This window comes from Chryseobacterium carnipullorum (genome assembly GCF_003815695.1).
GTDB lineage: Bacteria > Bacteroidota > Bacteroidia > Flavobacteriales > Weeksellaceae > Chryseobacterium > Chryseobacterium carnipullorum.
The window spans coordinates 3,100,525-3,112,693 of the sequence record NZ_CP033920.1 but is presented as its reverse complement, the minus strand read 5'-3'; the positions used below and the strand labels follow the sequence as shown (position 1 = coordinate 3,112,693).

The 12,169-nt window shown below is 37.5% G+C and carries 9 protein-coding genes; 4 read left to right on the top strand and 5 right to left on the bottom strand.

Annotated elements, in window-relative coordinates; translation table 11 throughout:
• Positions 1 to 27 precede the first annotated feature (27 nt).
• Positions 28 to 1,206, bottom strand: a complete 1,179-nt coding sequence (locus tag EG346_RS14230; RefSeq protein WP_164466141.1) for a hypothetical protein — start codon at positions 1,204 to 1,206, stop codon at positions 28 to 30.
• A 187-nt stretch (positions 1,207 to 1,393) separates the two neighbouring features.
• Positions 1,394 to 1,720, bottom strand: coding sequence for a hypothetical protein (locus EG346_RS14225; protein ID WP_073334709.1), 327 nt, complete (start codon positions 1,718 to 1,720; stop codon positions 1,394 to 1,396).
• A gap of 862 nt (positions 1,721 to 2,582) precedes the next feature.
• Between EG346_RS14225 and EG346_RS25125 the strand changes: the two genes are divergently transcribed.
• The 3 genes from EG346_RS25125 (at position 2,583) to EG346_RS14215 (ending at position 5,731) form a co-directional block, all read left to right on the top strand.
• Positions 2,583 to 3,134: a carboxypeptidase-like regulatory domain-containing protein gene (locus EG346_RS25125; protein ID WP_228425935.1), complete on the top strand. Its 552-nt coding sequence runs from the start codon at positions 2,583 to 2,585 to the stop codon at positions 3,132 to 3,134.
• Between the two features lie 152 nt (positions 3,135 to 3,286).
• Positions 3,287 to 4,912 carry a TonB-dependent receptor plug domain-containing protein gene (locus EG346_RS14220; protein ID WP_228425933.1) on the top strand — a complete coding sequence of 542 codons (1,626 nt, stop codon included), beginning with the start codon at positions 3,287 to 3,289 and terminating at the stop codon, positions 4,910 to 4,912.
• A gap of 3 nt (positions 4,913 to 4,915) precedes the next feature.
• Positions 4,916 to 5,731: a DUF4249 domain-containing protein gene (locus EG346_RS14215; protein WP_123879424.1), complete on the top strand. Its 816-nt coding sequence runs from the start codon at positions 4,916 to 4,918 to the stop codon at positions 5,729 to 5,731.
• A 200-nt stretch (positions 5,732 to 5,931) separates the two neighbouring features.
• On the opposite strand, the gene EG346_RS14210 is transcribed toward EG346_RS14215, so the two are convergent.
• On the bottom strand, positions 5,932 to 7,062 hold the full coding sequence (locus EG346_RS14210) for an MBL fold metallo-hydrolase (RefSeq protein WP_123879422.1): 1,131 nt from the start codon (positions 7,060 to 7,062) through the stop codon (positions 5,932 to 5,934).
• Between the two features lie 461 nt (positions 7,063 to 7,523).
• Between EG346_RS14210 and EG346_RS14205 the strand changes: the two genes are divergently transcribed.
• Positions 7,524 to 8,552 carry a LacI family DNA-binding transcriptional regulator gene (locus EG346_RS14205; protein ID WP_123879420.1) on the top strand — a complete coding sequence of 343 codons (1,029 nt, stop codon included), beginning with the start codon at positions 7,524 to 7,526 and terminating at the stop codon, positions 8,550 to 8,552.
• A 449-nt stretch (positions 8,553 to 9,001) separates the two neighbouring features.
• Here the strand turns inward: EG346_RS14205 and EG346_RS14200 are convergent, their stop codons facing one another.
• Both EG346_RS14200 and EG346_RS14195 read right to left on the bottom strand, forming a co-directional pair.
• A complete protein-coding gene (locus EG346_RS14200; protein ID WP_123879418.1) occupies positions 9,002 to 10,615 on the bottom strand; it encodes a UxaA family hydrolase in 1,614 nt (537 codons plus the stop codon).
• Positions 10,616 to 10,621: 6 nt separating this feature from the next.
• Positions 10,622 to 12,085: a tagaturonate reductase gene (locus EG346_RS14195; protein ID WP_123879416.1), complete on the bottom strand. Its 1,464-nt coding sequence runs from the start codon at positions 12,083 to 12,085 to the stop codon at positions 10,622 to 10,624.
• Positions 12,086 to 12,169 lie beyond the last annotated feature (84 nt).

Below are 12,169 nucleotides of genomic sequence, written 5' to 3'. Positions count from 1 at the left end.
ATCAAAATTATAGTAGATCCTTTTTTCTTATATTTTGGTTCTTCTCTTATAATTAAACAAAATATAAATTAAAAAACCAATGAGCCAGGCTCCGAATACAACGCCAATAAAGATCATGCAAATAGACGGATGAAGGTAATTGGGTTGATAAAATAGGCGCTCCAATGTTGTGAATCTTTTGGACAGTGCCTTTCTGTCAAAATAATTTTTGATCCCACCATTCAACAATTCATGATTGTGCTCTTTATAATAGAAAACATTTTTGGCCAGCTCTTCGGGAACGATTTGAGTTTCGATCTTATATTTTTTCAATAAGGTATTCAACTTCTGGAAATTGGAAACCAAGGAATCCTGCTTGTATTTGTAAAGCAATTCGTATCGTTTTACTGCGGCATCAAACTGTTGTTTTTCTTTCGGAATTCCTTTAACAGGCTTATACAAGGTATTATTTTCAATAAATATGCAAATATCTTCATCATATCCGGGATTGACCTCCTGCCCTTTATACATAATCTGGGTACTGTCTTTTATAACATTCTTCTTAATGATTCGCTGCAGGAGTTCTTCTTTACCAAAACCAATACGGGCCAAAACTGAACTCGTAGCAGTAGAAATTTTATCTAAATCAGCAGTCAGCATTTTTAAAGTATCAATGCTGTAATATTTCGATTCTACACTATAATATTGATCAGAAATCAAAGTACTGTCTACGACCTCCATCACCGGATAAGGTTTTGGATAAAGAATATTAACCGGATTGAATAGCTTCTCCGAACTGTAAGAAGTGTCATTGTATAAAAACGGATTTAAAACATTCAACAGGGTTTTATCTTTATTGAATTTTGACTCAGACAGCTCCGATTTTAATTTTGCATTGAGGCCAAAACTATAACTTACAAAAAAAGTAAAACTGAAAAAGGAAATCAGGAGCAATACCCCTCCAATTTTAAGCAAATCAGGACGAGAATAATTTTGTTTCGAATGATTTTTCAGTAAAAATATCAGGAAGAAAAGTAAAAACAATCCACTTATAAAAACGTGAGAAATGGATACATCATCATAAAACTTAAACCTGTAGAATTCAGTATAGATGTTGATATTCCCTATTCCTTCAAACTTAAAATACCCATATACAAAATAGCCCAGATGAATGAACAGGAGTACTCCAAAAGATTTTGCAAAGAATTGCTTTAATTTTTTATCCATATTTTATTTTGAGACGTGATTCTCAAATATAAATAAACCGTTATAATGAACAATATAAATGACAATTATAAATTAAGATAATTTAAAACAGAAAATGACATCACATCATTACCACTCTATTTTTACTGCAACTTCCTTCAAAATAAAACAAAGTTTGCCAGATTTAGGCTCCTTTTCTCACATCAAACTATGCTTCATTTATGGCATAATTATACAAAAGTTCAGCAATATCTTTATCTGTAAAATCCAGATGATCTGACTTTTTGATTTCTTCAAGCACATTGATAAAATAAGGAAAACCAAATAAGCTGTAATATCTTATTCCGTCTTTAACAAACTCAAGGCTGCCTTCTGTGGTTTCAATTTCAAAAAATGCTAAGGTATTGTTTAACTCTAAAGGCTGCTCCATATAGATTTCAACAGCTTCAGACTCTTGATCTAATAACTGATCCTGGCAAAAATCTTTATAAGAACCTCCGCTTCGGAAGTAATTGATTAATTCTGATAAATTCATATTGTTTTGTACGGCCTTGAAAATTGATTCATTTTATTCATCACCTTATGGGTATATGAATACGAAAAGCAGCCGTGATTGCAAATTTACCGAAAATTAGAGATGAAAATAAGCTGGTTAAAAAAAAATACAGCTTCAATGAAGCTTTACTTATATAGTAGAAGAAATGACGTTATCATTTTTAGTTATTAACTTACAAATAGCAGCCGAACAAAAAAAGCAAGTTCATGGAATGGAGTCATTTTTTAATTAATTTTAATTCAATATAATCTGCCGAAAAACCTCCATTGCGGCTACCAGGTAATCATTATACAAATATAACTGATTCCGTGTTTATTCTTTATCCCATCTTTCGGATCAGATCATTTCAGCTGATCGTTTTCATTAAAGTTCAAACAGTTAATTAATCATAAGATTACCATTAATTACAATGCTGGTCATAGTATTTTATTACTTTTGTATTCCCGAATGGGGGATTTTTTACTTTTTTCAAAATAACCAGACAAAAACTATGAACCAGATAACTCCATGCAGCCTGCCTACGATACAAGAAAAAAGACGGAAAGGGGAGATCAGTATGATTTCAAAAATACCTTATCTTTTTCAAACTTTCGCCAATGGATCTTTCGATCCGGATATTGATAAGAAAATATTCTGCTGTCAGAGCTCTGATATCCCATTTTTTTTCACGCAAACCGTAATATCCGGGGGATTTTTACGTTTGACAGTAAACTAAGAATCATTTTACCTAACATTGAAAGTTTGACCCGTCTAATTTCACTGTTCTGCAGGATCAGCTTACCATCAATCCATTAAAATAGACTATTTGACAGATATCTACTCCATTAAAAATGTAAACTCAATGCAAAAATTGTTTTTTAAGACTGCCGTCACGGCCGCTGCCCTCTGTTTCAGCTCCATGGCCCTGGCGCAGCAGAAATACTCCGTAAGCGGTACAGTGAAAGACCATAAGAATGGCGAACTGCTGATCGGGGTTACTGTAAAAGTGAATGAAGATGCTTCGATTTCTGTAGTGGCCAACGAATATGGATTTTACTCGCTTTCCCTTCCTGAAGGAAACTACACCCTGATTGTTTCTTATCCGGGCTACCGTGATTATGAACAGGCTATAAAAGTTGAACAAAACACAAAAGTAGACCTTCCTCTTGACCAGGAAGATCAAAAAATAGGAAAGATTGACGAGGTTGTTATTTCAGGGGTTAAAAAGAATAAAAATCTTACCACCGCTCAGATGGGAACGGAGACTCTGAGCATTAAGAATATCGAAAAACTGCCGGTTTTATTCGGGGAAAAAGATGTTATGAAAACGATACAGCTTTTACCGGGAATAAAAAGCAACGGTGAAGGAAGCAGTGGATTCAGTGTAAGAGGGGCGCTACAGACCAGAACCTGATCTTACTGGACGAAGCACCTGTCTATAATGCTTCGCACTTACTCGGTTTTTTCAGTACGTTCAACAGTGATGCGCTGAAAGATGCAAGCATTATCAAAGGAAACAGCCCTGCGCAGTATGGAGGCCGTCTTTCTTCGGTAATGGATGTTAAAATGAAAGATGGAAACAATAAGGATTATAATGTGAATGGTGGAATTGGCCTGATCAGCAGCAGACTGAGCGTGGAAGGTCCTATCCAGAAGGAAAAATCTTCATTTATCGTTTCCGGGAGAAGAACGTATGCCGATCTTTTCCTTAAGACCTCCGATGATTATAAGGATAGTAAACTGTACTTCTACGATCTGAATTTGAAAGCAAATTACCAGATCAACGACAACAACCGTCTTTATTTATCCGGATATTTTGGAAGGGATGTTTTGGGATTGGGCGATACGTTCTCTACAGACTGGGGAAATACAACCGCTACCCTTCGATGGAACAGCATCATCAACAGTAAATTATTTTCGAATACTTCATTCATCTACAGCAATTACAATTATAAAATCAGTCTTAAAAGCAATGACAATACTTTTGGTTTAGATTCCCAGATTGAGGACTGGAACCTTAAGCAGGATTTTACCTGGTTTGCGGGCAATAAACATTCCGTACGTTTCGGGTTTCAGTCTATTTATCATACGATTACCCCAAGCAGTGCTTCAGGAACAAGTGTGAGCAGTTTTCCAAGAAATCCGAGAAAATCATGGGAAAATGCAGTGTACATTAATGATGATTTCAAAGCTTCTGACAAATTCACGGTGAACTACGGTTTGAGACTTTCTACGTTCAGTGTTTTAGGGGGTGACACGTATAATAGGTATGAAAACGGAGTCGTTACAGACAGTCGATTTCTGGAAAAAGGGAAATTCGGAAAAACGTATGTTAATCTTGAACCGAGAATTACAGCGAACTACCGTATTAATGAGGTCAGCAGTGTGAAAGCAGGATATTCCCGCAATACGCAGAACCTTCATCTTCTGAGCAACAGCAGCAGCGGAAACCCTACAGATCAGTGGATCGGAAGCAGCTACAGTGTAAAACCTGAAATCGCAGACCAGATCAGTGCAGGATACAGCAGAAATTTCAATAACAATAATTATGAACTGAATGCGGAGATCTATTATAAATCTATGCAGAACCAGATCGACTTTAAAAACGGTGCGCAGATCTCATTTGATACGGCAGCTGATGTAGAAAGTGAATTGCTGTTCGGTAAAGGAAGAGCGTATGGTCTGGAACTTATTGCGAAAAAGAAAAGCGGAAGACTAACCGGATGGATTTCTTATACGCTATCTAAAACGGAGCGAAAAATCGATGGAATTAACGATAATGAATGGTATAATGCGAGAATGGACAAAACACATGACCTTTCTATCGTTGCCACTTATGAACTGAATAAAAAATGGTCGTTATCAGGATTATTCCTTTACAGTACAGGTAACGCAGTTACTTTCCCTACCGCAAAATATGAACTGAACGGACAGACTATCTTTCAGTACAGCAGCAGAAATGCGGACCGTATGCCTTCCTATCACAGAATGGACCTGAGCGCGACCTATGAACCGGAATCTACGAAACGCTTCAAAGGATCATGGTCTTTTGGTATTTATAATATCTACGGCCGTGAAAATGCCTACACCATTACCTTTGAAGATAACCCGAATAACCCTGGAACTACCCGCGCTATGCAGACTTCATTATTCCGTTGGGTACCCAATGTCACGTATAATTTCAAATTTTAGATCATGAAGAATATTATTTTTATCATATTAACACTGTTTTTATTCTCTTCCTGTGAAAAGGAGATCGACCTGGATCTGGACGACAAAAGCGGAAACATTGTCATCGAAGGTAATGTAACCAATCAGCCGGGACCTTATTTTGTAAGAATAACCAAATCGGTAGCCTTTACCCAAAATAATCAGTATCCTGCGGTGACCGGCGCTCAGGTTGTTTTAAGTGACAACACGGGGCAGACAGAAACCTTACAGTATGTAGGGGATGGAAAATATAAAACCACCAATTTTACAGGCGTTACCGGACGTACCTATACCCTGAAAATACAGGCTGAAGGAAAACAATATACCGCCCAAAGCTCTATGCCTGAAGTGGTGAATTTTGATGGACTTACACAGGATTCTTTTACTTTCGGAGGAGAGACTACTTATACCCTTCTTCCTGTTTTTACGGATCCGATAGCTTTAGGAAACCGTTATCTTTTCAATTTTACGGTGAATAACATGACTAAAAAAACGTTTGAAGTATTTTCAGATAATGTGAATAACGGATTGGTGAACCAAAGACCACTCCTCCTTCCGAATGAGGACGATGACAAAGATCCGACTGATCATAAGGTGGTGCCTGGAGATACGATCTATGTTGAAATGCAGTCTATTGATCACAACATATTCACCTATTATTCTGCTCTTCTGCAGATTTCAGGGGATGGAGGCCCGGGTGCAGGGGTTACTCCTTCCAATCCTCCGAGCAATATTGATAATGGTGCTTTAGGATATTTCTCAGCCCATACCTCACAGAAAAAAAGTATTGTGATTCAGTAGATCAGGATCGCGATGGTACAGATAAAGGCTATTCCTAGGTTGGGATAGCCTTTTTTTTGTGAATCATCCCGTCAAAAATTCTTTGAATTTTCGCCACCCCTCCACGGGAGGGGAATTTTCAATGTTCGGGGATCAACTGCTCAGGTTAAATTTCCGGACGGATAGAGCAGGATTTGATGTCTGTAAATTTCATATTTTTTCTACTTTACATTGTTCCACCATTGTTTAAATATCTGTGTCGTATTGTCCAACAGTACTTTTTCTCCGATCATTGGTGTGGCCAGCCTGTAGGGTTTGGATTGAGATAAGGATGTTATTTTTATCAGAGGTTCATCCCATGGATGCTGTCCAAGTGTAAATTTGGAATGATGTACCGGAAGCATATTTTTCGCCTTCAGTTCTACAGTGGCCTGTACTACTTCTTCAGGCAGCTCATGAACTGACTGCCAGGCTTTGTTATACTGTCCGCACTCCATAACGGCCCAGTCTATCTGAGGATATTTTTGAGCGATGGATTGAAAGCGACTGTCGTAACCACCATCACCACTATAATAGATATTCATGTACGGTGACTGAATGTAGAATGATAACCATAATGACTGTGCTCCTTTAAAGCCTCTCCCGGAATCATGGTGTGTTGATTCTGTAAAAATGGTGAATCCCGTTTTTACCTCTACCTTTTCGTACCAGTCTTTTTCTATAATCTGTTGAGTACGATAGCCCCAGCGTTCGTAATGGGCTCCTGCTCCCAGGCCACAAACTACATATTTCACTTTACTTTTCAGCGCTTTTACAGTTTCATAATCCAGATGGTCGTAATGGTCATGGGAAAGAAGCATATAGTCTATCTCCGGCATATCATCTGCAGTATAAATATCACTTCCTTTATAGGCTTTAACACTACCAGGCAAGGGTGATGCATTTCCACTGAATACAGGATCTACCAATATTTTCACCCCATCTACCTGAAGGAAGAAAGAAGAATGCCCGAACCAGACGAGTACATTGCTGTCAGCAGGAATTGTTTTTAAATTGGTCTTCACGGAAGGCAAAACATCGACAGGTTCCCGGCGCGGAAATTCTTCAAACAGGGTTTTCCAGCCTTCACTCCACATGCTGTATCCATCGGAAATAATGGGTTTTTCTACCAGATTTCTAAATTTTCCGCCCTTGTAATGAGGTGAATTTTTCACCAGTTCCAGCCTTTTTCCTTCAGGTAATGCCCCAAACTTTTCCTGCCTCATATAGAAATAGGTAATGGCGGTCAACACAACTCCCAGACATAAAATGAAAACCAATGTCCATTTTAGAATTTTCAAAATCCTTTTCATTATTTCATCAGGGTTTTAGGATCTATTACTTCTGATTTTCTTTGATTTTCAAGGTAAAATGACAGGACATTTTTAGCTGTTATTTCCGTTTTGATTATTTTCATCTTTTATATTTAATTAACCTGAATATTATTTTCTACTATAGCAGTTATTATTTCTTCCCTGATTCCGGATTTTCATTCCGAAAATAAATTTAGGTGATAAAAGATATTATTATTTTGTTCAGAAGACCAAATTTATTTTGCTCAAAGGTTCAGCCTTACGAACGTTATCTCACAAAATCATTCCGGATATAAAAGCAAACTCATATTTTTTAAGTGATGAGATGATTAATTTTAAAAAAAATATTCTCAGTGAACATATACGCAGCAATGATGATTGATTTTCTACCATAAAAGTCGTGGGATCCCTTTAATTTGATTAAATTTACGTCTTATCAAAAAACAGTTTATAAACGACGTATGAATAAAAAAAATGCCACGATATACGACATTTCAAAGAAGCTCAATGTAAGTGTAGCTACTGTTTCCCGGGCATTGAATGACAACCCAAGAATAAGCGAAGCCACAAAAGATCTGGTCCGGAAAACGGCCAAGGAAATGAACTATAAGCAAAATAATCTGGCTAAAGCCTTGAAAAGCGGGGAAACAAAAAACGTAGGCATTATCGTTCCCTATATCAATACCAATTTCTTTTCATCGGTGATCCGTGGTATTGAGGAAGAACTGTCACCTCATGGTTATCATGTCATCATTTGCCAGAGTCATGAAGATGTCACTATTGAAAAAAGACAGCTGAGTACATTGCTGAATGCTCAGGTAGACGGGATTTTCATGTCGGTTTCCAAAACGACTGTTGATACAGAACACATTAAAAACATTTTAGAGACAAGCAATACACCGATTATCTTTTTTGACCGTAAAAAGGACATTCCGGGAATCAGTACGGTAACGATCGATGACTACCGTGCCGGGTATATGGCAACAGAGCATCTGATCAAAGAAGGCTATAAAAACATCTGTCATTTTGCGGGTGATCTTAATCTTGAGATCTATCAGAATCGTCTTAACGGATACAAGCAAGCTTTAGTGGATCACAATTTTCAGGTAAAAGAGGAAAACATAACCTTTACAGGCAGTTCCATTGAATCCGGAATTGAAGCGATCAAAAAACTCTGGGATAAAAAATCAGTTCCGGATGCGATCTTTTCTGCGAGTGACTTTGCCGCTCTTGGAGCCTGCCAGGAACTGAAAAAACGCGGGGTAAAAATTCCGCAGGAAGTGGCTGTGATTGGTTTTTCAAATGAGCCTTTCACCCAATTCATGGAACTTCCGATCAGTTCTGTAGATCAGACTCCCGTGATCATGGGAAATATGGCGGGACGGGTTTTTATTGAAAGTGTAAAAGAAAATGGTTCCGGGGTTTCTATTGAGAAAAAAGTGGTGTTAGCACCGCAGCTTTATATCAGGAAATCTTCAAAAAGAAAATAATGGATCCGATTAAAGAAAGTCATTTTATATTTATTGATGATGAAGGAGTAACAAAAATATTTCTACGAGAAAATTTTTTTTAATTTATTTGTCTTTTAATTACAGATTTTTTCAAAGAAGAAATTATTAAAAATGATTTTTACAGGTATTTCATAAACTTGTTGAATGATTTAGAAGATCATTATGGTGTATTTTTTAATAGAGCATCAATTATCAACCCATTGGACATTATGTATAATTCAAAATAAGCATACCATTGAGACTTACACAAAAGACAATGAAGATCGTTTGCAGAAAATCTGGTCGGAATTCATAAAACAAAATAATTTAAAGTCGTTTGTTATAAACCTTTAACTTTTTCATTTTATATTGTTTTTTTTAACCGTCACAAAAGAAAATGCCTCCTACCAACGTAGAAAGCATTTTCAACCCTAATTATTTAATAGAAATTATAAAGATACGCCCCGTCTCCAGGGAATAAAATCATTCTGATTTAAAATGGCCGCTTTTGTTTTTATTTTTCCGCTGGCCACTTCGATAATAAACTCTAACAGTTCTTCCGCTTTTTCATCAATTGTTTTTTCTCCGGTAATAACGTCACCTGTATTGAAATCGATGATATCGGGCATTCTTTCTGCCAGAATGGTATTGGATGATATCTTCACCACCGGAACTACCGGGTTTCCGGTTGGCGTTCCCAAACCTGTCGTGAATAAAACGATGTTGGAACCTGAACCCACCAAAGCTGTTGTACATTCTACGTCATTTCCGGGCGTACACAGGAGATTCAAACCTGGTTCTTTGATGTATTCTGTAAAATCAAGAACGTCATTAATGGGTGACGAACCTCCTTTTTTAGCTGCTCCGGCAGATTTCATCGCATCGGTGATCAGTCCGTCTTTAATATTCCCCGGTGACGGATTCATATCAAAGCCTGAGCCCGCTGCCACCACTGATTTTTCAAAATCTTTCATGAGCTGTAAAAATCTTTCGGCATCAGCTTCATTCACACAACGATTGACCAGTTCCTGCTCTACTCCACATAATTCCGGAAATTCTGAGAGAATGGTTGCTCCTCCGATTCCAGCCATCAAATCTGACAATTGCCCTAGAACCGGATTGGCAGAAATTCCTGAAAAACCGTCTGAACCGCCACACTCCAATCCTAACACCAGTTTTGAAACGGAAGCGGGTTTTCTTTCTATTTCATTAGCCTTTTTAATGGCTTCGTAAGAATCTTTGATAATTCCGTTCAGCATTTCATCTACTGTCCCGGACTTTTGCTGCTCGTAAACGATGATGGGCTTTTTATTGTTTGGACTGATTTTTTCTAACGCATCTGTAAAAATCTGAACCTGCAAATTCTGACAACCCAAGCTCAAAACCGTTGCACCAGCTACATTCGGATTATTAACATATCCTGCCAACAATCTGCCCAATGCTTCTGCATCCTGACGAATTCCGCCACAACCGCCCTGATGGGTAATAAATTTTACATCAATATTTTTAAAAACCCGGGAATTCTGATCTTCTTCAACAACTGTTTCTGTTTCAGAATTATTGATGAGTGATCTTAATAATAGCTGATGTTTTGTTACTTTTTCAAAGAGCAGTTCTTTTTCAAAAACATCTTTTAAAATCTCAACATTTCTGTTTTCACAAAAAACCAAAGGAAAAAAGAGCCAGACATTTTCTGTTCCCACCTGTCCGTCCTCACGGTGATATCCCATGAACGTTTTGTCTTTCCATTGGTCCACATTCGGAGCGGTCCAGGAAGTTGTTTCTGTTTTTCCTTCTACTTTTGCACTTTGGTGCTTAACATTTTCTGTGGTGATCACCTCTCCTTTTTGGATCGGCTGACTTGCTTTTCCAACTAAAACGCCGTACATGATGATGGAATCACCAACAGAAAGGTCTTCAGTCACGAATTTATGTTTTGCCTTCGTGTCTTTTATAATATCATAAGTAAGATCACCTAAAGTAACCGTTTCCCCTTGCATCAGATCTACCAATGCTACTGCTACATTATCTTTGGGATTTACTTTCAGTACTTTCTTTTGCATGATTTCTTAAGAATTGAATTGGATAAAATTTTGATAGGCTGTTTCCATATCATGGTGATCAATTTCCCACAGTGCTTTTGCCACTGCAGATGTCAAACCATCGACCTGAGTAAGGGCGGTGTCCCAGAAAGCAGTTTCGCGTAAAGCCAATGCTGCCACTTGCTCATGATCTTCGTTTTCCCAGATCTCTCTGAATCTGTTGACAACGGATTCTTCATCATTTAAGGGTAACGGTTTTTCACCCAAACTTCCCTTATAGAATCTGATTAAACTTGCCAATGAGAAGGTTAAATTAAGCGGGAGTTTTTGATTAATATCAACATACCCAAGCAAACTTGGAAGAATTCTTACTTTAAATTTAGAAACAAAATATAAAGCAATACTTGCCTGATAATGTTTGATAAAAGGATTTCTGAACCGGTCGAAAACTTCATCTGCAAAATCTTTTAATTCGTTTTCATCTAAACCTAATGTAGGATTGACCTCATTGAAAATCGTATCCCTTAAAAACTGACCGATAAACGGGTCATCAACAGATTCTTTGACGGTTTCTTTTCCTGATAAAATAGCCGGAGCCAGCATCAATGTGTGACCTCCGTTCAGAATTCTCACTTTTCTCAATCGGTAAGGCTGAATGTCATCCACTACTAAAATCTGTTCATTGATCTGATCAAATGGAATTCTTGCTTTTAAATTTCCGGCCTCCTGAATTACCCAAAGCAGGAAAACTTCAGAAACAACCATCATCCGGTCTTCGTAATCCAGTTGGTCTTCGTAGGTTTCTGCATCATCTTTCGGATACCCAGGAACAATTCTGTCTACCAACGTATTGTGAAAGTAATTGTTCTGTTCTATCCATTGTACAAAACCCTCTTCCAGATTCCAAAGCTTTGCATATTTTAAAATGATTTCTTTTAAAGCCAACGCATTATCTTCGATCAGTTCACAAGGAATAATTCTCAAGCCCTTATCTTCTGCTCCCTTGAAATGCTTAAATCTTTCATGGAGTAAAACGGCAACTTTTGCGGGAAAGTTTCTGTGCGGACCAGCACAATTATTTTCTGATTCATCGTAAGCAATCCCGGTTTCTGTTGTATTGGAGAAGATAAATTCCAGTTCCTCTTCTTTTGCCAACGCCAGGAATTCATCATAATGGGTATAAGGATTAACAGATTTCTGAATGGCTGAAATCACCTGTTTGGTATCAATGATTTCTCCTTTCTTAATGCCTCTTGAGAAAAGCGTGTATAAATTATCCTGCTCTTCAAGCTTATGAACCGAACCGCCCTGAGTAGGCTGAACATTGACAATTCCTGCATTAAATCCTGCTTTTTTATTTAATTGATCAATCACATAATCTGTGAATCCTCTCATGAAATTTCCCCCTCCAAACTGTACGATTTTAATGGGAAGTTTTTCCTGAGAACCGTTTTGTTTACGGTTTAATTGATGTTTTATCTGATTTTCCATTCTTCTAATTTGAATATGCTTTTTTATTTTAAACACCAGATTTGCTAAGGTTTTAAATAGTTTTCTGTTCTATTTTACCTTCAC

Excerpts from the sequence above, each read along its gene's own strand:
- EG346_RS14205 (WP_123879420.1), top strand. The coding sequence starts at position 7,524 with ATGAATAAAAAAAATGCCACGATATACGACATTTCAAAGAAGCTCAAT.
- EG346_RS25125 (WP_228425935.1), top strand. The coding sequence starts at position 2,583 with ATGCAAAAATTGTTTTTTAAGACTGCCGTCACGGCCGCTGCCCTCTGT.
- EG346_RS14210 (WP_123879422.1), bottom strand. The coding sequence starts at position 7,062 with ATGAAAAGGATTTTGAAAATTCTAAAATGGACATTGGTTTTCATTTTA.
- EG346_RS14195 (WP_123879416.1), bottom strand. The coding sequence starts at position 12,085 with ATGGAAAATCAGATAAAACATCAATTAAACCGTAAACAAAACGGTTCT.
- EG346_RS14200 (WP_123879418.1), bottom strand. The coding sequence starts at position 10,615 with ATGCAAAAGAAAGTACTGAAAGTAAATCCCAAAGATAATGTAGCAGTA.
- EG346_RS14220 (WP_228425933.1), top strand. The coding sequence starts at position 3,287 with ATGAAAGATGGAAACAATAAGGATTATAATGTGAATGGTGGAATTGGC.
- EG346_RS14215 (WP_123879424.1), top strand. The coding sequence starts at position 4,916 with ATGAAGAATATTATTTTTATCATATTAACACTGTTTTTATTCTCTTCC.
- EG346_RS14225 (WP_073334709.1), bottom strand. The coding sequence starts at position 1,720 with ATGAATTTATCAGAATTAATCAATTACTTCCGAAGCGGAGGTTCTTAT.
- EG346_RS14230 (WP_164466141.1), bottom strand. The coding sequence starts at position 1,206 with ATGGATAAAAAATTAAAGCAATTCTTTGCAAAATCTTTTGGAGTACTC.